The sequence below is a fragment of the Synechococcus sp. Tobar12-5m-g genome (genome assembly GCF_024345415.1).
In the GTDB taxonomy this organism is placed as follows: Bacteria; Cyanobacteriota; Cyanobacteriia; order PCC-6307; family Cyanobiaceae; genus Regnicoccus.
Window position 1 is genome coordinate 1 of record NZ_JAGQBB010000028.1, and the last position, 21,300, is coordinate 21,300.

21 protein-coding genes and 2 pseudogenes are annotated in these 21,300 nt (G+C 55.2%); 18 read left to right on the forward strand and 5 right to left on the reverse strand.

The features are described from left to right. Positions 1 to 148 precede the first annotated feature (148 nt). The 3 genes from KBY66_RS13740 to KBY66_RS13750 form a co-directional block, all read right to left on the reverse strand. Positions 149 to 649: an SRPBCC family protein gene (locus KBY66_RS13740; protein WP_255090205.1), complete on the reverse strand. Its 501-nt coding sequence runs from the start codon at positions 647 to 649 to the stop codon at positions 149 to 151. A 62-nt stretch (positions 650 to 711) separates the two neighbouring features. Then, entirely contained in the window at positions 712 to 2,784 is a 2,073-nt protein-coding gene (locus KBY66_RS13745; protein ID WP_255090181.1) for a hypothetical protein, read from the reverse strand. Continuing rightward, positions 2,781 to 5,201, reverse strand: coding sequence for a GumC family protein (locus KBY66_RS13750; RefSeq protein ID WP_255090182.1), 2,421 nt, complete (start codon positions 5,199 to 5,201; stop codon positions 2,781 to 2,783). The genes KBY66_RS13745 and KBY66_RS13750 overlap by 4 nt, the downstream gene beginning before the upstream one ends. Before the next feature lie 252 nt (positions 5,202 to 5,453). Between KBY66_RS13750 and KBY66_RS13755 the strand changes: the two genes are divergently transcribed. From KBY66_RS13755 to KBY66_RS13785, 7 genes are all read left to right on the forward strand, one after another. Continuing rightward, positions 5,454 to 6,482, forward strand: a complete 1,029-nt coding sequence (locus KBY66_RS13755) for a polysaccharide biosynthesis/export family protein (protein WP_255120234.1) — start codon at positions 5,454 to 5,456, stop codon at positions 6,480 to 6,482. Continuing rightward, positions 6,482 to 6,925: a dual specificity protein phosphatase family protein gene (locus KBY66_RS13760; protein WP_255090183.1), complete on the forward strand. Its 444-nt coding sequence runs from the start codon at positions 6,482 to 6,484 to the stop codon at positions 6,923 to 6,925. Before KBY66_RS13755 ends, KBY66_RS13760 begins: the two co-directional genes overlap by 1 nt. Before the next feature lie 440 nt (positions 6,926 to 7,365). Then, positions 7,366 to 9,147 carry an ABC transporter ATP-binding protein gene (locus tag KBY66_RS13765; protein ID WP_255090184.1) on the forward strand — a complete coding sequence of 594 codons (1,782 nt, stop codon included), beginning with the start codon at positions 7,366 to 7,368 and terminating at the stop codon, positions 9,145 to 9,147. An 11-nt stretch (positions 9,148 to 9,158) separates the two neighbouring features. After that, entirely contained in the window at positions 9,159 to 9,929 is a 771-nt protein-coding gene (rfbF, locus tag KBY66_RS13770; protein ID WP_255090185.1) for a glucose-1-phosphate cytidylyltransferase, read from the forward strand. A 32-nt stretch (positions 9,930 to 9,961) separates the two neighbouring features. After that, positions 9,962 to 10,282 (forward strand): NAD-dependent epimerase/dehydratase family protein, encoded by a 321-nt coding sequence (locus KBY66_RS13775; RefSeq protein ID WP_255090186.1) that lies wholly within the window; start codon positions 9,962 to 9,964, stop codon positions 10,280 to 10,282. Beyond that, entirely contained in the window at positions 10,266 to 10,457 is a 192-nt protein-coding gene (locus KBY66_RS13780; RefSeq protein ID WP_255090187.1) for a transposase family protein, read from the forward strand. Before KBY66_RS13775 ends, KBY66_RS13780 begins: the two co-directional genes overlap by 17 nt. Positions 10,458 to 10,713: 256 nt before the next feature. Further along, positions 10,714 to 10,878 (forward strand): hypothetical protein, encoded by a 165-nt coding sequence (locus KBY66_RS13785; RefSeq protein ID WP_255090188.1) that lies wholly within the window; start codon positions 10,714 to 10,716, stop codon positions 10,876 to 10,878. Positions 10,879 to 10,920: 42 nt separating this feature from the next. Here the strand turns inward: KBY66_RS13785 and KBY66_RS13790 are convergent, their stop codons facing one another. Then, positions 10,921 to 11,721: an IS3 family transposase gene (locus tag KBY66_RS13790; RefSeq protein WP_255090207.1), complete on the reverse strand. Its 801-nt coding sequence runs from the start codon at positions 11,719 to 11,721 to the stop codon at positions 10,921 to 10,923. A 51-nt stretch (positions 11,722 to 11,772) separates the two neighbouring features. After that, positions 11,773 to 12,030: a hypothetical protein gene (locus KBY66_RS13795; RefSeq protein ID WP_255090189.1), complete on the reverse strand. Its 258-nt coding sequence runs from the start codon at positions 12,028 to 12,030 to the stop codon at positions 11,773 to 11,775. Between the two features lie 82 nt (positions 12,031 to 12,112). Here KBY66_RS13795 and KBY66_RS13800 point away from each other — a divergent pair. The 11 genes and pseudogenes from KBY66_RS13800 to KBY66_RS13845 all read left to right on the forward strand — a co-directional run. Continuing rightward, positions 12,113 to 12,224 (forward strand): annotated as a pseudogene (locus KBY66_RS13800) (IS1595 family transposase); the annotation flags it as partial. A gap of 135 nt (positions 12,225 to 12,359) precedes the next feature. Next, positions 12,360 to 12,701 (forward strand): annotated as a pseudogene (locus tag KBY66_RS15940) (Gfo/Idh/MocA family oxidoreductase); the annotation flags it as partial. A gap of 192 nt (positions 12,702 to 12,893) precedes the next feature. Then, positions 12,894 to 14,411, forward strand: a complete 1,518-nt coding sequence (locus KBY66_RS13805; RefSeq protein ID WP_399225581.1) for an FAD-dependent oxidoreductase — start codon at positions 12,894 to 12,896, stop codon at positions 14,409 to 14,411. Between the two features lie 224 nt (positions 14,412 to 14,635). Continuing rightward, positions 14,636 to 15,982, forward strand: coding sequence for a hypothetical protein (locus KBY66_RS13810; protein WP_255090191.1), 1,347 nt, complete (start codon positions 14,636 to 14,638; stop codon positions 15,980 to 15,982). Between the two features lie 534 nt (positions 15,983 to 16,516). Then, on the forward strand, positions 16,517 to 16,783 hold the full coding sequence (locus KBY66_RS13815; RefSeq protein WP_255090209.1) for a hypothetical protein: 267 nt from the start codon (positions 16,517 to 16,519) through the stop codon (positions 16,781 to 16,783). 353 nt (positions 16,784 to 17,136) lie between these two features. Beyond that, a complete protein-coding gene (locus KBY66_RS13820) occupies positions 17,137 to 17,580 on the forward strand; it encodes a hypothetical protein (protein WP_255090192.1) in 444 nt (147 codons plus the stop codon). A gap of 153 nt (positions 17,581 to 17,733) precedes the next feature. Continuing rightward, positions 17,734 to 17,994 carry a hypothetical protein gene (locus KBY66_RS13825; RefSeq protein WP_255090193.1) on the forward strand — a complete coding sequence of 87 codons (261 nt, stop codon included), beginning with the start codon at positions 17,734 to 17,736 and terminating at the stop codon, positions 17,992 to 17,994. 47 nt (positions 17,995 to 18,041) lie between these two features. Beyond that, positions 18,042 to 18,449: a transposase gene (locus tag KBY66_RS13830; RefSeq protein WP_255090194.1), complete on the forward strand. Its 408-nt coding sequence runs from the start codon at positions 18,042 to 18,044 to the stop codon at positions 18,447 to 18,449. Between the two features lie 149 nt (positions 18,450 to 18,598). After that, entirely contained in the window at positions 18,599 to 18,781 is a 183-nt protein-coding gene (locus tag KBY66_RS13835; RefSeq protein WP_399225575.1) for a hypothetical protein, read from the forward strand. Between the two features lie 140 nt (positions 18,782 to 18,921). After that, a complete protein-coding gene (locus KBY66_RS13840) occupies positions 18,922 to 20,592 on the forward strand; it encodes a glycosyltransferase (RefSeq protein WP_255090195.1) in 1,671 nt (556 codons plus the stop codon). 12 nt (positions 20,593 to 20,604) lie between these two features. Then, positions 20,605 to 21,300, forward strand: a complete 696-nt coding sequence (locus KBY66_RS13845) for an acylneuraminate cytidylyltransferase family protein (protein WP_255090196.1) — start codon at positions 20,605 to 20,607, stop codon at positions 21,298 to 21,300.

Consider the following 21,300-nt stretch of genomic DNA (forward strand, 5'->3'; position numbering starts at 1 on the left):
CTTTTTGGCCGTGGACTGCTCGTAATCACCAAAGCCGAGCTGCTTGATGCCCATGAACCCTGTTCACGCCTGCGATCACACGGCCATTCTCGCGCAGGGTGGTGGGGTTTTCCAGAGTCTCCCTAGGTTGAACGCCCCAATGCAGACTTCATCCTTGCTCCATCAGGTTGCGCATGATGTCCATCGATTGTTTTAAGTTTGTTTCATTCAGCTCGAAAAAGAGCGGCCGAAGCATTGTTGGAATTTCTGGATCTATCTTGATTTGATGCTTGACCAGCACCCCTCCTTTCGCTGGGGTGAGCGTCCAGCTCCCTTCGAAGCTGCGCATGCGATCGCCGCTGATCAGCCGGTAACGCATTTCTCGGGGGGGTGTTTCCGTGATGGCTAGCCTGGCCTTGATTCGCAGGCCAAAGGTATAAGAAGCTTGGTAGGTCTGAAGGACTTCTAGGCGGTTGCCTTGCCGACTGATCAGTTTCGATTGCTTGATGTCCGGCATCGCGCTGAACGTGGCCTCGTAGTTGGTGAGTACTTTCCAGGCATTTTGTGGGGTTGTTGCCACCAAAAATGAGGCCGTGTAGGACCCTTGGCTGCCCTTCAGCATGGCCTGGGCAGCAGGAGAAGCTGCTGGGAGTAAACCCCAGAGCAGCATTCCCACCAAGCTCACAGCTTTGACTCGGCCTGACAGCATGCTCATTACCAGCTTGATCGACCCTAGAACAACAGGGTCAACCGGCCCCCAAAGCGCACCTGGCTTTGGCCCACCAGCTGGCCGATGTCGAACAGGCCAATCGCGTTGCTCACATACACGTCGACCATGGCGAAGTCGCTCGGGACCCAGCGCAGGGCGGCGGTGCCGCTGGTTCCGGCTGAGTCGGTGTCTTCCTCAGCCACCAGGTTCACCTCGGGGATGAACTGGAACCAGCGGCCCAGTTGCACGTTGGCGCTCAACCCCAGGCCAAAGAGGTTGCTGAGGCCGGCCCAGGCCATTTTCGGATTGGCGTTCAGGGCCAGCCAGGGGGTGACCTCCCAGGTGCCCATGACTTCCGCGAAGGTGTAGCCCTGAAGGCTGTTCGGGTCTTCGTTGCGGCCGAGGGTGATGCGGCCTCCCCCGGAGAACGGTGCGCCACGCAACTGGCTGAAGGCCACGGCCTTGCCGCCGAAGCGCTGGGTGAAGCCGTTGTTGGAGGCGTAGAGGTTGAGGAAAGGCGTCACGGGGTCGATGCCGTTGTATTTGCCTCCACCCCAGATTTGAAACTGGAAATCGTTGGAACCGGAATAGCCAACGAAACCGAACTGGGTGCCGAGGGTGTCGGCATTGGCTGAGATCTGCACGGAGCCTTCCGGGGGCACCATGGCCGTGTTCACCGTGAGCCCGCCGATGGCCAAACTTCGCTGCCGCCGGCTCATGGCGATCGGCGGGGAATCCTCCGCCTGGATCGAGTACACGAAGCGGCCCGTGTAGAGTAGTTGTTCCTGGCTGGGCAGGGCGAGGAGGGCGGTGGCGGGGCTGGCGCCGAAGCCATTGGTGATGCTTCCCTCCAGGCTGATGCGAGGATTGATGGCGTAGTTGAGGCCGGCGGTGTAGATCGGCACTCGGCTGTAGTTTAAATTGGCATCGAAGCTGTTGGTGCCAGGCCCCAGCGGCAGCAGGCCGGAGACAAACAGGTTGAGCTGGGGCGAGGGCCGCCAGCTCAACCCGGCCGCCAGGGTGATCGAGGTGCCGTAGAAGGTGCCGGCCCCGCCCTGGCCAGCCCCCTGGGTGGCGGGAAGGAAACTGGCCCCGGGGGTGAAGCTCAGCTGCAGGGTGCGATTGAGTTGCCAGCTGAACGGCAGGCCGATCGAGCCCACGATGTTGTTGGTTTCAACCTTCTGGAGGCTGTTGTTGAAGATGTTGTTGGCCACCACACGACGGAAGGCAACCGTGCCCGGGCCGAAATCGAGGCCTCCACTGAGCACACGGAACTGCTCGAGCGAGCCGGTGATCGCCAGGGCCCAGCTGTCACCGCTGCCCAGTTGCCACTGGGCGGCTCCGCCGTACACCTCCCAGACGTTGCCGGGCTGGATCGGCTTGCTGGGGATCCGGGCGAACAGGGGGTCGTCGGCTTGGCTGTAGAAGCCGGAGAGCTGCAGGCGCCTGGTGAGGCCCACATCGATGCGGGCGTAGTAGTTCTCGGTGCCGGTGCCCGCGACAAGAAGATCGCTGTTAGGACCGCTGATCTGGCCATAGACCACCTGCAATGCCTCGGATTCCAGCTGGTTGGCTGTGGGCACGGCCAGGCCGAGCCGCAGCAGGGGCAAATAGCTGGAAGCTGGCGGCGGCAGGCTGCGGGCGAGGGCGAGGGCCTCGGCCGCCGTTTTGGGTGTTTTGTCTGGCTCGGCATTCTCCACAGCCAGACGGGTGGTGGAATCGGAGGCAACCTTGGCGAGGGCGTGGCTGAACGGGGTGGCGGGATCGGTGTCGTCTGGTTCCACGGCTACCCACTCGAGTCTCCGCCCACCGGCAGTGGGGTTGGTGGAGGAGGTTGATCCGTCGCCTGCCGCCTCCCACACCAACGGTGCGGCTGGTGGCGGCGCCGGAGGGCTGAGAGGATCTTGTGGGCTGCCTGGATCTGGAGTGGCCGCCGGCTCGATCGGCGCGACGGGGGGCACAAGCTCCCAGCGTGGACGGCCGGGGGTGATGGTGTCAGGCTCAGCCCGGGCGGGCAAAACGAGCAAGGCGTGCAGCAGGGGAGAGAAGGCCACTCCCAGCAGCAGCCGGAGGCGAGGTGCTGGCAATGGACTCACTGATCGAGCCAGCCCATCACCTTGCGGGCCCAGCTCTTGCCTTTGGGCTTGTTTTTGGTTGTGGCCGCCTTCAGGGTGTCGGTTGTTGGCTTCTCGCCAGGACTGTTGTCGTCGGGGCCGTAATAGGCATAGGCGGTGCGGTAGTCGTGGGAGCCATAGCCGTAACCCCTGCCGTAGCGGCCATACCCATACCCATACCCATACCCATACCCATAGGATCCATCGCGTTGTTTCTCCTCCTTGATCGCATTGGTGAGAATGCCGAGCAGGGGAGCGCCGGCGGTGCGGATGCGCTCGATCGATTCGCGGGGCAGGGAGCGGTCCACACGGGCAAGGCTGACGAGCAGCACCATGCCATCGAGTTGTTCGGCCACCAGCAGGGCATCGGCGAGGCCGAGCACGGGCGGGGTGTCGTAGAGGATCAGGTCGAACTGTCCGGATTCGGCCACCTCCCGCACGAAATCCGCCATCCGCGGTGATCCGAGCAGGCGGGCGGGGTCGGGGGGGCGGCGGCCGCTGGTGAGGGCAAACCAGTTGGAATAGCCAGGCACCGGCTGGATGGCGTCCTGCCAGCGGTCGGCATCGCCGCTGAGCAGGTTGGAGAGGCCGATCAGGTTGTCGAGGCCAAGGCGCTGGTGCAACTGGGCCTTGCGCAGGTCGGCGTCCACGATCAGCACACGCTGACCCATTTCTGAGAGGGTTTTGGCCAAGAGGATGTTCACCAGGCTTTTGCCTTCGCTGGGCTGGGAGCTGGTGATCGAGATCGAGCGCAGGGGCCGGTCGCTGTTGAGGAACCGCAGGCTGGTGTAGAGATTGCGGAAGGCTTCCTGGTAGAAGAAGCGCTGGTAGCCGATCGCCTTGCGCTGCTCCTCGGAAGCATCCGTGCTTGCTGGCGAGGAGCTCTTGTCGAGCTCGGCCAGCAGGAAGCGGCGATCTTCCCCGACCCCCTTGAAGAAAGCCACATGGGGCACGTGGCCCAGCAGGGGTTGCTTGAGGTCGTCGCGGACCTCGCTGGGGTTGTGGAAGACGTGATCGAAGCGGTCGCGAATCAGGCCAGCGGCGACGCCACCGATCAAACCGAGAATCACCCCCAAGGCAAGGTTTCGTGAAACGGAAGGCTTCACTGGTTTGGGATTGATTCTTGGCGGTGAGATCAAGCTCCAGGGCACGCTGCGCTGGGCGATTTCGAGTTGGAAGTTCTCCCTGGCCTTGATGAAGCCGGCCTGGTTCTCCTGGGCAATTGTGAGGCGCTGCTGCAGGCCCTCAAACTCCTTGATCAGGGCCGGCTGGAGCTGGAAGGTGGCGGTGTAGCCGGCGATCTGCCGCTCCAGGGACTTTATCCGGTTGGCATTGAGGTTCAGCGCGGCGGAAACCGCTTCCAGTTGGTTGCGTCGCAGCAAGGGGATCATGCCATCACGACGGGCCTGCAGGCCCCGCACGATCGCGGAGGAGGGGGTGAAGCGGGCCCGGGCTTCGGCCAGTTGCTGCTCCAGCTTGGTGAGCTGCTCCAGCAGGGCCTGGCCGGTTCCGGCCACGGACAGGCCTTCACCAATATTTTGCCTGACTTGGCCGGTGTTGCTGGTGCCGATGGCTTCCTGGAATCCCTGGGCTGTGAGGGTGCCGTTCTCAATCGAGCTCTGCACCGAGAGCAAACGGGATTGATCGGCCTTGAGCTCGCCAAGTTGATTGTTGAGGGTGGCCAGCTGGATTTTGAGGGCTGCCCCTTCTTCGATCGGCTGGAGGAGGTTGTTCTTCCGCCGGAAGCTGGCCAATTCGGCTTGGAGCCGGTTGGTGTTGGCCTCTAACGAGGGAGCCTGCCGATCCAGGAAGTTCAAACCTTCCGTGAGCCGCTGCTGCCGCTGGGCGAGCGAATACTTCAGGTAGGCCTGGCTGAGATCCTGCAGGAGAAGCTGGTCGGTTTTGGGATCCTTGCCGGTGATGCTGATCTTGAGAACTCCTTCCGCTTCGCTTTGGCGCGTGCCGCCGGTTGCGATCTTGATCCGCTTATCCAGATCCTCGTAGGTTTCGTCGAATTTCTTGGCAATCGGCTCAAGCAGAAGGGGACTTCTGAGCACCTCAATCAAGGTGGGGGTATCAGCGCTTTTGTTGCCAAGGGCCAGTTGCTCGAAGATTGTGCCTGACCCGAGGCCAGCGGCACTTCCTCGGTTGTTATCCCCGGCTTCGCCCACGGGATCGGTGATCAACAGATCCAGGGTGCCTTCGTAGACGGGGGCAAACAGGCGTTGGTAGGCGGTGATGATCAGGGCTGCGGCCACGATGGCCCCAGCTGTTGCAGCCACGAGCCGGCGGCGGCGCTTGAGGGAACGCCAGAGTTCTGAGAGGTCCACCTCCCCGCCCTGTTCGCCTGAGGGGAGTTGCTGCACCTCCACCCATTGAACGGGATTGGGCTCCGCCATTGCCGTGGAGATGGCCCCCGTAGCATCTTTCGGGACAGGAAAGGGGGCCAGTCTGGGAATCAGGTTGGACAATGGCCATCACTCGTCAGGGGCTTACTCTAAGGGGTACGTTGGAGATGGGTCTTTGATGTTGTTGACTCCCAGTCAAATGGTTGGATCGCAGAATCCGAGAGGCATATGAAGATTAAGACATTAATTTTCTTTTGGTTGCTGCTGGCGTTCCAGAACTTGGCCTCAGCTGCTGCTGAACCTATGGCACCCCGTCAACAGGTGGCACCTTCTGCTCCCAATGCAACTAAGGCACAACCCCAATCCGTTACGCAAGATGACTCCTACATTTTAGGGGCTGGCGACGGCCTTGATCTCAAGCTCTACGACGCTCCAGAGCTTTCCGGAACGGTCGAAGTGCTGAGCGACGGAACCGCCAGCCTGCCGTTGATCGGAAGCGTGCGGCTCACAGGGCTTACGCTGTCGCAAGCCAATTTCTGGCTCACCACCCTCTTCCGCGCCCAGATGCAGCGGCCGGATCTCTTGCTCAGAGTTGTTCGGCCTCGTCCGATCCGGGTGGCCATGGTGGGCGAGGTGCAACGCCCTGGTGTGTATTCGTTGACCACCAGTGAGGTGAGCCAAACGGAGGGAGCACCCTCTACAATAATTAGTGGGTTGCCAACCGTTGTGGATGTGATCCAGAAAGCCGGTGGCATCACCCTGAACGCTGATCTCCGCTCCGTGATCCTGCAGAGGAGGTTGCCGGGCGAAACACCGGCGTTCAAGCGGACCAGGCTTGATCTGTTGGCACTGGTTCAGCTTGGCGATCAGCTGCAGAACCCCTTGCTGTTTGATGGGGATACCTTGCGGATTGAGAAGGCGGAGCAGCCGGTGAAGGAGGCCATCGAGCTTGCTGCCGTGAACCTCTCGCCCCAGGAGATCACCGTGAACGTGGTGGGAGAGGTGAAAAAGCCTGGCCGGTTGCAGGTGGCTGCCAACACCCCGCTTGTGCAGGCCGTTCTGGCCGCTGGTGGCACCGACGCCTGGCGAGCTAGCCAGCGCCGGGTGGAACTGATCCGCATCAACCGCAATGGCACCGCCACCCGTGATTTGTTTGCCTTGGATCTCAGCCAGGGTGCGTCGAATGCCAAGAATCCTCCCCTGCGCAACGGGGATACGGTGCTGGTGAACCGGAGTGGTTTCGCGGTGGCCTCCGATGCGATTGGCGCCATAACCCAGCCATTGACAGGGTTGGTTAATGTTGCCACACTATTCCGCCTGTTGAATCCCTGATGTTCAGGATCAGTTGGGTGCTGACAGACGCTTTGGCTGTGGGACCGGCCCCCAGAGCTCAGCGCCATCTGGATCGGCTCGAAGGTGAGGGTGTGAAGGCGGTGCTAAGCCTGGCTTCAGCGGACGAGGCTCCATTGGCCCTTGGGATCGAGGAACGGTTTGCCTGGAAAAGGCTGGTCCTCCCCGATCATCGAAGCGAGAGGGTGGTGCAGCCTGATGAGTTAGCCCAAGCACTTGAATTGGTGAATGGTCTCAGACAGCATGGATCCGTTTTCGTGCATTGCGTTGCCGCCATGGAACGCTCCCCCTTGGTGTGCATTGGTTGGCTGATGCAAGAAAGGCACTTAAGCAGGGAGCAAGCTCTTGACTATCTCATGCAGGTGCATCCTGGGACGAATCCGCTTCCGGAACAGCTCTCGGCACTAGATACATTCACGCATTAATTGGGAGCTGAGCGTGTAGAAATCAACACAATCACAAACTTCATAAAATTTGGGAGTATGGTTTTAATCGGTGAGTCTGTGAAGCTTGGCTCCAGTCCCCGTTCTATTTTTTATATTATTCCCATATCTCAAAATATTGTAACTTGAAATATTAGTTTCTCTAGGAGGTAATCCAAGCTTACCACTTCCAATTCCCTAAAGACGCCCAGCTTTGCAAGTTCAAATTTGTATTTTAAATCTTGAGCAAGATAATCAAGTTGATTCTCGTGATTATCATGGCATAGGATTGTACCTGTCCATAGCCTTGGCTGGCAAGTTTTCGTTGAAATTGCACGGATAGCTCTTTAGTTATGAGGTTGTTATTTCTAAATCACTCATTCACTTCCTAAGCTCTTCTTGACATGACAATATTTGATCATCCCAAGCTGGCTCCACTGAGAATGCTCTGGAGCGCCATAAGCCCGCGGCGGCGCCGCCAGCTCTTGGGGCTTCAACTCCTCAGCATTCTGGCTGCGATCGGGGAGGTGGCCAATTTGGGGGCGATTCTGCCATTCCTAAAACTGCTGGCCAGTCCCGATGAGGGTCTTAAATTTTTGGGCCCTCTCGCGGGACCCCTGCTTAACCTGCCCACCCAGCATCTGCTGCTTTTCCTGGGGTTGGGCTTTATTGCAGTTGTGGTTGTGAGCTCCCTGCTCCGGGTGGCCACGATTCACCTTCAGCTGCGCCTGGGAGGGTTGATTGCATTGGATCTGGGGGATCAGGTGTTCCAGGCGGTTCTGGCCCGACCCTACTCCTGGCATCTCCAAAATAACAGCAGCAAGATCCTGGCCCACCTCACTAATGATGTAAGCCAGGCTTACGTCAGCATTCAAGCGTTTCTGGTGGTGGTGGTGAATCTGTGTATCGTCCTGCTTTTGGGAGCAGCCTTGATCTCCCTGTCACCGGTGGTGATGGGCTTGGTGAGTATCCTGCTCGCAGGTTTTTATTTGATGGTTTTTCGATTAACTCGCCGAAGCTTGCAGATTAACGGGGTTGCTTATACTGTTAATTACCAAGCCAGCTTGAAGGTGGCCCAGGAGGGTCTGGGGGGCATCCGTGATGTGTTAATTGACCGGACCCAGGGTTATTTTCTGGAGGCTTACCATCAAAGGCAACGCCTTTTCCGCCTGGCGTTTGCTTCGATCAACATCCAAGCCCAGGTGCCCCGCTACCTGATAGAGGGATTTGCCGTGATCCTTATCGTGGCTCTCTCGCTGTTTCTGGCGATGTCCGGTGAGGGCATTGAGCGCCAGCTGCCTCTGCTCGGAACCTTGGTCCTGGGGGCCTACCGACTTCTCCAGCCCCTGCAACAGTGCTTCGCTGCCCTGGGCAGTATCCAGGCCTATCAGGCCTCAATCAATATCCTGGGGCCATTTCTTAGCAACACCCACTATCTCGCTGACGTTCAGCCTCCCGCTCCTGCACCTGGATTCCATTCTGACAAAACTTCACCAATCGTGCAGTTTCAGAACCTGAGCTTCCGCTACCAGCCAGATGGTCCACTGGTGCTGAAGAATGTTGAATTGAGTGTTTACTCCGGTGAGCACCTGGCTTTTGTGGGCGGCACAGGAAGCGGCAAGAGCACCTGCAGCGATCTCATCCTTGGTTTGCTCGCCCCCAGCACAGGCAGTATGTTCGCAGGAGGCGCCGACCTGCACGCCACCCCCGGCCTGCTTCAGTCTTGGCAGACCAAGGTGGCCCATGTCCCTCAGCACATCTATCTTAGTGATGCCAGCTTCACCGCCAATATCGCCTTCGGAATTCCCAACGATCAGATTGATACCCACCGAGTTCGCTATGCTGCTGAGCAGGCCCGCATCGCCGAACTGATTGATTCAAGTCCCGATGGGTACGCGACCTTGGTGGGGGAGAGAGGAGTACGCCTGAGTGGTGGCCAGCGCCAGCGCATCGGCATCGCCAGGGCGCTTTACAAGCAAGCCCAGCTGCTGGTCCTCGATGAGGCAACAAGCGCCCTCGACAATCGCACTGAAGCGGAGGTGATGGAGGCGATCGAGGAGCTCGATCGAGGCCTAACGGTTATTCTGATCGCCCACCGTCTCTCCACCGTGCGCAATTGCGACAGGATTGTGGTGCTTGAGAAGGGTTGCATCAGCGGCATCGGCCGATATGAGGAGCTCGTATCCAGCCATTCCGGCTTCAAGGCCATGGCGAATCAACCTTAACAACTCACCACATGAAAGCCGTGATCCTGGCAGGTGGCCTCGGCACCCGCATCAGTGAAGAAACCCACCTCAAGCCCAAGCCCATGGTGGAGATCGGTGGCAAGCCGATCCTGTGGCACATTCTCAAGCTCTACAGCCATTTTGGCATCAACGAGTTTGTGATCTGCTGTGGTTACAAGGGATATGTCATCAAGGAGTATTTTGCTAATTATTTCCTGCACATGAGCGATGTGACTTTTCACATGCGCACCAATTCGATGGAAGTCCACTACAAGACGGCCGAGCCCTGGGAGGTGACCTTGGTGGACACAGGTGAATCCACCCTCACCGGAGGCCGCCTCAGGTGCGTTCGGGAGTATGTGGGGGTGGATACGTTCTGTTTCACCTATGGCGATGGAGTGGCCGATGTCGACATCACTGCACTGATCGCACACCACCGCCATTCTGGCCGCCTTGCCACTCTGACCGCTGTGCAGCCCCCTGGTCGTTACGGTGCTCTCCAGCTCGCAGACGAGAACGCGATTTGTGGCTTTCAGGAAAAGCCTCAGGGCGATGGCGGTTGGATCAATGGTGGCTTTTTCGTCTTAGAGCCTGAGGTGATCGACCGCATCGAGGGCGATGACACTGTGTGGGAGCAAGAGCCGCTCAAGGGACTGGCGGCCGAAGGCCAGCTCGGTGCCTATCGCCATCACGGCTTCTGGCAACCGATGGATACGCTCCGTGACCGTATTCACCTGGAAGATCTCTGGCAAACCGGCAAGGCCCCCTGGAAGCTCTGGTGATGCTGGACTCCTCCTTTTGGCGGGGTAGGCGTGTGCTGCTCGCCGGCCACACAGGCTTCAAGGGCAGTTGGCTGGCCCTCTGGCTAACTGAGCTGGGCTCGATCGTCACCGGAATTGGCCTCGAACCCGAAGCAGCCCCCCATCAGCTGCAACTTGCTGAGTGCATCGATCACCACATTGCAGATATTCGCCATCTACCTGAGCTTCAGGAGATGACTTTGGCTAGTGATCCTGAGGTGATGCTTCACCTGGCCGCCCAGGGCCGACTGAAAGTCAGGCACAAGGCGGCTGGTGCGGCCATGCTGGTGTCGGTTTTGTTGGGACTGCTCTCGTCCCTTGGCCCAGCTTTCTGACAGCCCTGATCTGATCGCCTTTCTCCAGGCCTTGCCGGAGGGGCGTAAGCGCCGAGGGGTGCGTTACCCCCAGTGGTTGCTGATGTTGATGGCCATTCTTGGCATCCTCAGCGGGTGCCGCAGCGCCAGGGATATGGAGCGTTTTGCCAAGCCGCAGGCTTCCCTGCAGGAATAGCGGCATCACCAGGCCTTCGGTTCCGCTCTGGATCTGGAGATGCCCAAGACACCCTGCGATTCCACCTTCCTCTACCTGTTTGAGCGGGTGGAGCTGGCGCAGCTGTTCGGGTTGCTCAGGGAGTGGATGCTCGCCCAGATCGCTGATCAGAACAAGGACTTCGACCAGCTCATCTGTGTAACCCTTAGGCTTCCGCGAAGCGGTTGGCAAAACCTTGAGAGGCTCAGCTGCTCAGCTCGATGGCGCCACTCGGTTCGTGACCCAGGTCACGCTCTACGCCCGGGAGCTGGGCGTGGCGATCGCCCAGAGCTCCTTTGACACCGGTGAATCCCACGAGCGCGCGGCTCTGAAAGCCCTGCTGAGCACTCTGGAACTCGAGGGTGTGCTGATTCAGGCGGATGCGCTGCACACCTTGACGTGACCCCCATCCGTGGTCCAGTTCCTATGAGAGCTGGTGGGGTGGTCAGGCCGCCTTCCATTGCTGGAGGACTTCCAGGGGCGTACGCCCCTGGAGCGCCGAATGCGGTCTGTATGTGTTGTACTCGATTCGGTGCTGCTCTGCCAACACCTTTACCTCGGGTAATGAGGCAAAGAGCTCAATATTCAGGAATTCATCCCTGAATCGGCTGTTGAACGACTCCACGAATGGATTCTCCCAGGGTGATCCTGGGGGGATGTAAGCCGTGCCTGTGCCACTGCCTGTGCACCACTCCTGTAGAGCATGGGCAATGAACTCAGGTCCATCGTCCATCCGCAGATGGGTGGGTGCTGGATACTGCCTGAGAAGTTCCTCAATGGTGTCGATCACATCGACAGCTTTGCATCGTCTGCCGACACGAATGGCCAGGCACACGCGGCTGTATTCATCCACGATATTCAGGAACTTCAGCCTTCTGCCATCCATTGTCTGGTCGAGCTGGAAGTCGATCGCCCACACGTGGTGCGGGTACTCGGCTCTCAGCAGCTCCCGGGAGCCGTCTGTGGGCCGTAAGCGCTTTCGCTGGCGTGGCAGGGGCCGCTGGAGACCCTCCTCGCGCCAGATCCGTTGCACCCGCTTGTGATTGACCGTCCAGCCCTCTAGTCGCAGGCGCCGGTAAACCAGGCGTCGACCCCAGCGCACGTGGCGCCGGGCCAGCCCCCGGATCCGCTGCCTGAGCTTGTGCTCCTCGATGGCCACCACGGGCACTGGACGGCGCTGTGTGGAGCGGTTCTGGCCCGCCAGATGGCAGGCACGCCGCTGAGAAGCCCGGAATCGTTCCTGCAGGACAACAACAGCCGGTGACTTTCAGGAAAGATGTCACTCTTGGGCTGCTCTTCAAGCGGCCTGAGCCAATGGTACCGCCAGTCCCGTCTTCGTCTCTTCTGGTGGCTTGTTGATCCACACCACCTCTGGCTGGCGCCAGCAGCGGGTGGATCGGCTCCATCGACGCGGATGCTTCTGCCGGGCCTTCTCGTAGACAAGGGAGCGCCGCCGGCAGAGTTCGGCGGCGTGGCCGCTGTAGCGCTGGTGCGGCGTCACGAACTTGATGCCGCTGTGACGGTGCTGGTGGTTGCACCAATCCACTAACGACACCACCCACCTGGAGCACCAATGTGCAGGGTAGCCTCAATCTGCTAGAGGCCTTGCGAGTGCTGGGCCATCCTTGTGCTGTATCGTGCTGGGCAACCTGAAAACCATCCTCAGCGGTAGCTTTCATGCCTTCAACTTTGTCAAGTACGCCAGACGCTACCTCCGCTGCTTCTTCTTCCGCTTCAACAGGCACTTTGCAATGGTTGAGATGACAGAACGGATTGCCAATGCGGCCTGCTGCTGCATGCCCTGCACGGAGCACAATCTCAAGTTTGCGGAGGCTTATGGGTAATCAAGTAAGACATTCAATAGCAAAAATCAAATTATCACCAATGAATAATACCAAGATCCCACGTATCTCATTAATCGGTTTCGGTAAATTTGGTAGACAATACTATTTTGAGCTTTGCAGGCTAGAAAGGGAGCATAAAATACAAATATGCGCCATTGCAACACGGACGGGAAATGCAAACGGAACAAACATTAATCACAGAGTCTATGATGAAGCCACTTACAGAGAGCTAGTATTAATAGGCCAAATAGATATATTTGTAGTGGTAGTACCTATGCGAGTTCGAGTAGGCATAATTGAACATTACAGCATGCTGGGAAATGTGCTTGTCGAAAAACCTGTATGCACTTCGCGTAAAGAAGTGAATGACATAATTAAAGCCCAAGGCAAAACATCTTTTGCCATAGAGGTTTCTCAAATCTTTAGGTATCATCCAATTGCAATAATGCTCAAGGATCATATTGATGATATAAGTCATAATATTGTAGAGATTGAATCAGTTTTTGTCAATTCTACAAGGCATTCATATCCAGATGATCAAGTAAAACAACATTTGACGGCCGAGATGAATCATATGCTTGACTTAGCATTCTACCTCACTGATACTTGGAAATGTAAAGTATCACTATCTCTCAGTAAGCAGAATTTAATTGAGCTGGCGTGTATAAATGTAAGCAACAACCTTTGTATCCGATCCACAGCTGGATGGGCGGATACTCAAGAAAATCAACGTACACTTAACTTCATGTCGAATGATTTGTATTCAATTAAGTGTGACTTTGTGCATAATACAGTTTCATATTTAAAACCAGGTGAGTTTCATAAAGAACACTTCAAAGTGACCGGTTCGCTCATAGCTGCCCAACTTAAAGACTTCATCCAGCATTGTGACATTCCTACGGGTGAGCACCAACAATCTCAGGCAAAGGCTAATATCAGCCAAGCCCTTCAACTAGTTTCTCTTCTATATCCTAGGACGTCAAAGAGTCCATCAGCATCTATTAAAAAAAGAGTTGCAGTTATAGGAGGTGGAATATTTGGCGCAACAATCGCAATAAGAATGGCAAAAACTTTTGAAGTTGATCTATACGAGACGGCTTCCGATTTATTGACAGGTGCAACCCTGAATAATCAATGGCGTCACCACTCCGGCTTTCACTATCCACTTTCACATGAAACCATTAAAGAAATTGTTGAGCACAAGGCCTTGTTTGAACACAGTTACTCGGATTGCATCCGACGAGATGCACAGAGCTTCTACTTTGTATCAACCTGGGCCCAGGAAATTAATGCTAAACGTTACTTAGCCTCCATGAATCTTTTTGGATTAAAATATGATATTGTGAGTTGTCCACGGTGGGTAAATCCAGAGTCAGTATCTTTATCGCTGTTGACAGATGAAGCAGTCTATGACATTTGTCTTCTCCGTGAAAAAATAAAAAACAAACTCTGTGACTTGAATGTAAATGTACTTACAAGCCATGAAGTAATAAAGGTTGATATTTCGACTTGTAAAAAAATCGTTTTTTCCGTCAGTAGAAATGCTTCATCAAATCCTAAGCATAATACCTATGACTTTATTGTCGATTGTACGAATGGCTTGGGATGTTATGAATTATGTGGCTTGCCTGATTCTGATATGAAAGTAAGAGTAGAGCTTGTCGAACTTATTGAGCTACAATTGGATTTACCTAAGCTCTGCTTAACATTTATAGATGCACCATTTATGTCGTTAACCACAATGGGCAATGAGGGTGACTTTATGTTATCCCATAGAGATCATTCTCTTCATGCTCGCTACTTCGTTGCTGGAAATGACAAAAAGACTGCTCTATCCCAAGTTCCTTTGACTTCCTCCTATCAAAATCTTTTTGCAGCTGCTAAGGAGTATATTCCTGATATCTCCAAAGCGACCTATAAAGGTTCACGTTATGCATGGAAAGGGATATCTCCATATTCTAAAGAGGTATGGGAGAGGCCAACTGTAATCAGGGACCATGGATTTGGTTTGATCTCAGTGATCGCAGGAAAGATACTAACCTCAGTATCAAATGCTAAAGAGGTAGAGCAACTCATTTTAAGCTATTGCTAAGGAATCTCTCGTCAACGCCGATCAGCCATGCTGCATTGATATGGTAATAATCAACACTAATGAATTTGTGCGCAGTAAGGCGTAACTCGAGTATTCATTCCTTCTTGAATGAAAGGCACAACAGCCCAAGTGTATTAAATTTGCACCTGATTAGATTTTTGATTTGCTTAGATCCAAGCCAACGCTTCAATTGATTAGTACTCTCCATTATAAATGCGTCAAGCATGAAAAAACACGCAATCCTCTTTTCTGGGCTATTAAGATGCATTGATAACAATCTATTTGCCTTCCTCGATAGCTGCAAGACTTGTTCAAAAATCTTTGTTGTCACTGAGCGCAGCTTTCAAGATGATGCAGAAATCTTAGTATCCCGTTATGATGCTATTGTCTTTTATATTGAAGATGCAGCAGAAGCTGACATAGGTATATCAAAGTCTCAATTTCGTATTCTACACCCGGAATACATAAAGCTAGAGTATGCGCTACGGAATCTGGTCACATGGGAAGCGGACAACCAACATTCTTTTGAGTACATACATAGATTGCGCTCAGATTGCATCTATACTATGAGCTTTAATGACTACATTAAGCCTCTTACTGAAACTCAACTGAACGAAAATATTCTACTCCTTGAATGGGCTAGTAACTATAGCGGCCGAAGAGAGTCTATGTTAAAGTTGCTGGGTCATACAGAATTTCAAGTTAAATATAGAACAAATAAGATTTTCTTCAATTATATTACAACTCAGATGAATGTTCAAGCCCTTGCGGACTCCTCTTATGAAGATCCCTTTCTCTTTAGCTTTCCTGTTGCTATTCTGAATTCTAGAGAGAGTATTCCTGTTTTTCAGGATAAGATAAGGGAAGAATTTCCATCATATATTTATGCTATAGAAAGCTTCATAAGAAGGCTTCGAGTTGAGACAATCCCAGACGTAATGTACGAATGCCTAAAGGGTAAAGATTCGAAGGAATTAGTTAGAGCTTACAATAGTAATTGGCGTCCCTACTATCCTGAGCATGTTTTCTTTCTTTATATTAACTATCAGGGTTTGTCAGCTAGATCATATCCATTGAAACATTCCCAGCGATCTTTGAAGTTTTCAAGACATGCAGCCACACCATTTACTGTGACAATATTTAATCAAATCCAAGCTGGAGATTTTGGTTTCCTTGAGACTTCTTATTCATGGAAAACTGAGATTAATCGATTCATAGACGCAGGAGGTAGCTTGCATTATGCACTCGACAAATTTACTTACATTAATCTATCTTTGCTTTCGGACTCTGCTTGTAGACTCCTGTACGACATTATTGACTTATTGGATCAACCTAAATTCCTAACTTTTTACCGCAAAGACTTTGTCGACTCAATATCGGCCAGGGGCGTCGAGCCACCAAAATGCCTGCAATTATACATTAACAAATCCGCATCTATTCAAAAACCAGGATCTGGCTCCATCCAGGGCCTCCTAAAAGTATGTCAGCATACATATTGGCGCTTCCAGCATGGGTTAATCCTTCGGAGAAGGCTTCGCCTACTTTTGCAACGAGTAAAATGTTATCTTTGAAAACTGATGAACCTGTATCGAGGATTGGAGTTTGGCCTCCTGGAGCCGGCCTGCAGGGGCAAGCTGCATACCGCCCCATGCTGCTGAGTTGTAACCGGTCAGAGGACGGGATAGCTCTCAGCGAAGGTCGGCCCCGCTGACCCCTTGACGGTAGCTTGATGCCCGCTTGCATCTCAGAATGAGACTGCTTGCGATGGACGCTCCTCCTGCTGGGATTTCAGAAGCGGATTGGCTGGCGACACCAGCCGCCCTCAGAGCCCTGATCCCGTCCCAGCAGGATAAGATCGTGGAGCTTAGCGTACATCTAACCGCCCTGGCTACGGAGCTGGCCACCCAGCGAGAGGCGGCTCGGTTGCAGCAGCGTGAGGATCCCGAGCCCTTGCGCCATCAGGTGATTGAGATTCCGCCGATCACGCCGCTGGTAACCTGTTACCGGCTTTATCGGTTGGTATGCCCCTGCTGCTCCACCAGCACCGGTGCCTCGTTACCAGCGGATGTGGAAGCGAGCCATGACGGCCCCTGCTCAGTGCCCAGGTGGGTTTGCTGGCTACCGCCTTCTCGTTGCGTTTCAGCAAGACCCAGGCTTTGCTCGATCAATTGCTGGGGGTGGAGATCAGCTGCGGAACCATCGCAGCGATCCGTCTGCGTCTTAGCGTAGCCCTGGCGCAACCGAAGGCAGAAGGGCTGCAGGCCGCCCGCCAGCTGCCAGTGGCGTATGTAGATGAAACCGCCGGCGCCCCTATTGGCAACGCCGACGGATGCAATCCAGTTCGCAAGCGCGGCTGGCAGTGGGCTGACTGACCGACACAAGTCCGAGAAGCCATGCAACAGCATGGGTCTCAGGTCATTGGGTAGGCGGGGAGCCATGAGACGTTGGGGTTTTCAGACCAAACCAACACCCAGTGGTTTCCCACGCCCGGCTCCATGCTGAGCTGATTGGCCTCCTGCCTCAACACAGCCCGTTCTGCGACCAGCGTCATATGGTGCTGCTGGGACAGATGGTGGCCCGGCTGCTGCTGAGTCAGACGGTCTGCTTTGACCGCTGGATGCCCGTGTTGCCTCTGGTCCATTGCCTGGCGGTCATTTGGTAGCGACGCTGCCAACGTTGGCTGAGCAATGCCCGCATCGATGGGGAGGCGCTCTATGTCCCTCTGGTGCTCTGGGCGATCCAGCACTGGCAGAAGCCAGGCCAGGCCTTGCATCATGCGCTCGGCAGGGCCATTCCGCTGCTCTGGCAAACGATGGAGCATCCCAGTGCCAGCGTCAGCTCTGAGATCTTGATTGCTGTGCTGGCGCGACCCGATCTGCTCCTGGTGGAGTTTGACACCATCACGCTGCTGGCGGATCGCTCTTTCCCCTGCGCCGAGCTGCTGGGCTGGTTCGACGGAAAACCCCGTTGGCAGGTCGAGATGCGCATGCGGGCAGACACCTGGATTCACGGCACCGCAGCGCCGATGGGCCGTGAGGTGTGGCTGCTCCGTCTGCCGCGCAGGAACTGCCGCAGATTTCGGAATGTGCAGCTCTGGGACGACGGTTCCCAGGAGGCCAATCTGCTGCTCGCTCACCCCAGCGGCATCGTTGTGGATGAGCCCTGGTAGCTGGTCAGCAACGCAGCGACCACGCTGGATCTGGTCTGGAGTTACGCAAGGTGCTTCTGCTGTGAGCAGCTGCTCCGCGACCAGAAATCAGCCCTCTTCCAGCTGGAGAGCAGCGGTCTGCGCGACCTGCAGCGGATCTATCAGCTGCTGCTGGTGATCGCCATTGCCGTGTTGGTGAGCAGCCTCCAGGGTGATGCGGTCAGCCTGGATGGCCTGCGCCATCAGGTGGATCCCCACTGGCAGCGGGGCATGAGCTTTGTGCGGATCGGCCTGCAGTGGATGCTGCAGTGCGTCGCCAATGCCAGAACGGCTTCCATGGCTTGGATGCCGATCCCGCTGCACGAGCTGGAGCCCTTCATCCCCAGTCGTGGCGTACAGAGCCGCCAGCATCAGCCCTGGTTCACTCGCCTTTAGCTGCCCCCAAGGCCACGACCTGAGCAAGCACAGCAGCCGGCTGTCGCATGACGGTCTCGACTGATTTTTTCGGTCAGCCAGGGCAGTGGGTCATGGTGAGCGCCGTGGTGACGGTTTTCCTGCAGGGGCTGAGCCGCTCGACGGCTGCTGCGATCGAGCTGCTCGGGAACGCCTTTGGCGGCATTGTCGTGAGCGATCGCTTTTCTGCCTACAATCACATGCAAGTCTTTCAAAGGCAGCTGTGCTGGGCGCATCTGATCCGTGATCTCAACGCCATCACAGGCCTCCAAGTTCCCAGCGCCGACTTCGGAGCGGAGCTGCTGGACCTGCAGCAGCAGCTTTCGTCCTGTGGTATCGCTACAAAAACGGCACGATCGACTGGTCCACGTTGCAGCTGGCCTGCCGGCCGATCCGTCAGGCGTTTGTGGCCACGCTGCAGCGGGTGGTGCATCTAGCCTCACATCGCCGCGAGCGAACGCCGTGGGCCAAGACGGTGTGCACCTACCAGCAGCTGCTCCAGGTGGCCGATGGCCTGTAGACCTTCCTGGACATCGATGTCGTCAAACCCACCAACAACACCGCGGAACGAGCCCTGCTCCAGTCGGTGATTCAACGCAAGATCAGCTATGGCGTCCGATCGGCCAGCGGCGCCATCTGCCGCAGCCGGTTGCTCACGGTCACCACCACCCTCAGCCCACAGGGGCGGGATATTTGGGGATTTCTGGAACAGGCCTGGATCGCCCATCACCCCGGTGGGGTGATGACATCACTGCTGCCGGATCCCTGAGTTCAGCAGCAAGGGCAGCACTGCTTCTTTGCCCGTTCAGCGATGAGCGATCAGGCGTGCATTCGCGCGGCGGCGCGTCCCGACCACTGAATGGATACCATTTGTTATGTCACTAAATTCCGCGCAACCTAGATTAATTCGTGAATAACCCTGCTCTTCGCATCCCTGTTACCTTGCTCGGCCAATCAGGCTGCAAGCTCGAGTTTCCTTGTGCTACATGTTATGTAGACCCATACCTTTCAAACTCCGTCCAGCTACTCGACGCCCCTGACCTCGAGCGCCTAATTCCAATCCCTTTCCTGCCGGAGAGCGTCACTGATGCTGACTGGGTTCTTATCACCCACCAGCACATCGATCATTGTGATCCGCACACCTTGCCCAAGCTGGCTGTGTCTTCACCAGAAGCCCGCTTCCTCGCACCACAGCCCGTAATCGAGATTCTGCGTGGGTGGGGAATTGCCCCAGAGCGGATTCAGAAAGCCGAGGAATGTTGGGGCGATCTCAGTCTTAGTCTTAAAGTACGCGCAATTCCGGCTGCTCATCCGGAAATAACTCGTGATTCCGAAGGTAATCTTCATCAGGTTGGATACCTGCTCGAGTATCAAGGCAAACGGCTCTACCTAGCTGGCGACACTTTTGTTCGTCAGGAGATTCTCGACACCCTTTTGATCGAGGGGCCCATCCACACCGCCTTTTTGCCCGTCAATGAACATAATTTCTTTCGCGGGCGCCGTGGCATCATTGGTAACTTATCTATCCGTGAGGCATTCCAATTCGCCGAAGAGATAAGCGTCCAACAGGTTGTTGCCGTTCATTGGGACATGTTCGCAGCCAATGCTGTGGATCCGGATGAGATTCGCTTTATTCATCAGCGGCTTAAGCCTGGCTTCAGCTTGCTTATGCAGACCAAAGTGCTCAATCTCTCGGATGCGCGAATTAGCATTATCATCCGCACCCTAAACGAGGCAACATACTTGGATGAGCTGCTCCATAGTGTCGCTGCGCAAAAGACCGAGGGCCTCGGTTACGAGGTTGTTTTAGTTGATTCCGGTTCGACCGACGGGACCCTTGAGATTGCCGAACGCCACGGCTGCATCATCCGTCATATTAGCCGTGATGAGTTTTCCTTCGGTCGTTCGCTCAACATTGGCTGCGAGGCTGCCAACGGAGATCTGCTAGTCTTTATCAGCGGGCACTGCGTGCCTGCCGATGAGCATTGGCTCCAGCAGCTCTGTCAACCGCTGCTTGACGGGCACGCTCACTATACTTATGGCAGCCAACTAGGTGGTCCTTTAACTCAGTTCAGCGAATCCCGCATCTTTGGCAAGTACTACCCCGAAGATCCCTGCCAGGCACCCAATAAATACTTCTGTAATAATGCAAATGCCGCTTTGATGCATAGCATCTGGAGTAAGCATAGGTTCGACGAAGTGTTGAGTGGACTTGAAGATATGGATCTGGCCAAGCGGCTTGTCCAAGATGGTGGCGGCATTGCCTATGTCCCAAGGGCCCGTGTCTATCACTACCACCATGAGTCATGGCGCCAGGTGCGTCGACGTTTTGAGCGTGAGGCCATTGCCATGCATCAGATTATGCCGCAGGTCCAGATCACCGCTTTTGATGCAGCACGGTACATCTATCAAAGTGTGATGAGAGATTGGCAAGCCGCATTGAGCGAACAGAGCTTCGGAATCCACTTCATTGATATCCTGTGTTACCGTTGGAACCAGTATCTCGGCTCCTATACTGGCAACCATCTCAATCGATTGCTTTCGCAAGCCGAAAAGGAACAATATTTCTTCCCTGACTGAACCACAAAATTCATGACTTATCACAAGCCCCGTATAGTAGCTCTGCTCCCCATGAAGGCCCACAGCGCCCGTGTCAGAGGAAAAAATTTTCGTGACTTTTGTGGCAAACCTCTTTTCCGCTGGATACTAGACACCCTGCTTAGTCTCCAAGAGATTGATGAGGTCATAATCAATACAGATGCTCGCGACATCCTTGCAAGCCATGGTCTTGTTGATAGCGAGCGCGTCATTATTCGCGATCGCCGTCCTGAGATCTGCGGTGACTTCGTTTCCATGAACTTGGTACTTGCTGACGACATCGCCAATGTCGATGCCGACATCTTTCTGATGACCCATACAACTAATCCGCTCTTGAAGGCAGAAAGCGTACGAGGTGCGCTTGAGGCTTTTTATGGCGCACATGCAGAGGGAAGGGCGGATTCCTTGTTCACCGTTGACAAGATTCAAACTCGTCTCTACCATGCTGATTGTTCCCCTGTAAACCACGACCCTGACAACCTCATCCGTACCCAGGATCTAGAGCCTTGGTTTGAGGAGAACTCGAATCTTTATATTTTTACTCTAGAAAGCTTTGCAAAAGCAAATTCCCGAATAGGTCAACAACCTATGATGTTTGAGAGCGCCAAGTTCGAGTCGCTCGACATCGATACGCCTGCCGACTGGGACTTTGCTCTCGCTGCTGCCAACTATCTTTTTAACCACTCCTGA

Excerpts from the sequence above, each read along its gene's own strand:
- KBY66_RS13740 (WP_255090205.1), bottom strand. The coding sequence starts at position 649 with ATGCTGCTCTGGGGTTTACTCCCAGCAGCTTCTCCTGCTGCCCAGGCC.
- KBY66_RS13750 (WP_255090182.1), bottom strand. The coding sequence starts at position 5,201 with ATGGCGGAGCCCAATCCCGTTCAATGGGTGGAGGTGCAGCAACTCCCC.
- KBY66_RS13755 (WP_255120234.1), top strand. The coding sequence starts at position 5,454 with ATGGCACCCCGTCAACAGGTGGCACCTTCTGCTCCCAATGCAACTAAG.
- KBY66_RS13760 (WP_255090183.1), top strand. The coding sequence starts at position 6,482 with ATGTTCAGGATCAGTTGGGTGCTGACAGACGCTTTGGCTGTGGGACCG.
- KBY66_RS13765 (WP_255090184.1), top strand. The coding sequence starts at position 7,366 with ATGCTCTGGAGCGCCATAAGCCCGCGGCGGCGCCGCCAGCTCTTGGGG.
- rfbF (WP_255090185.1), top strand. The coding sequence starts at position 9,159 with ATGAAAGCCGTGATCCTGGCAGGTGGCCTCGGCACCCGCATCAGTGAA.
- KBY66_RS13805 (WP_399225581.1), top strand. The coding sequence starts at position 12,894 with ATGCTTGACTTAGCATTCTACCTCACTGATACTTGGAAATGTAAAGTA.
- KBY66_RS13810 (WP_255090191.1), top strand. The coding sequence starts at position 14,636 with ATGAAAAAACACGCAATCCTCTTTTCTGGGCTATTAAGATGCATTGAT.
- KBY66_RS13830 (WP_255090194.1), top strand. The coding sequence starts at position 18,042 with ATGACGGTCTCGACTGATTTTTTCGGTCAGCCAGGGCAGTGGGTCATG.
- KBY66_RS13845 (WP_255090196.1), top strand. The coding sequence starts at position 20,605 with ATGACTTATCACAAGCCCCGTATAGTAGCTCTGCTCCCCATGAAGGCC.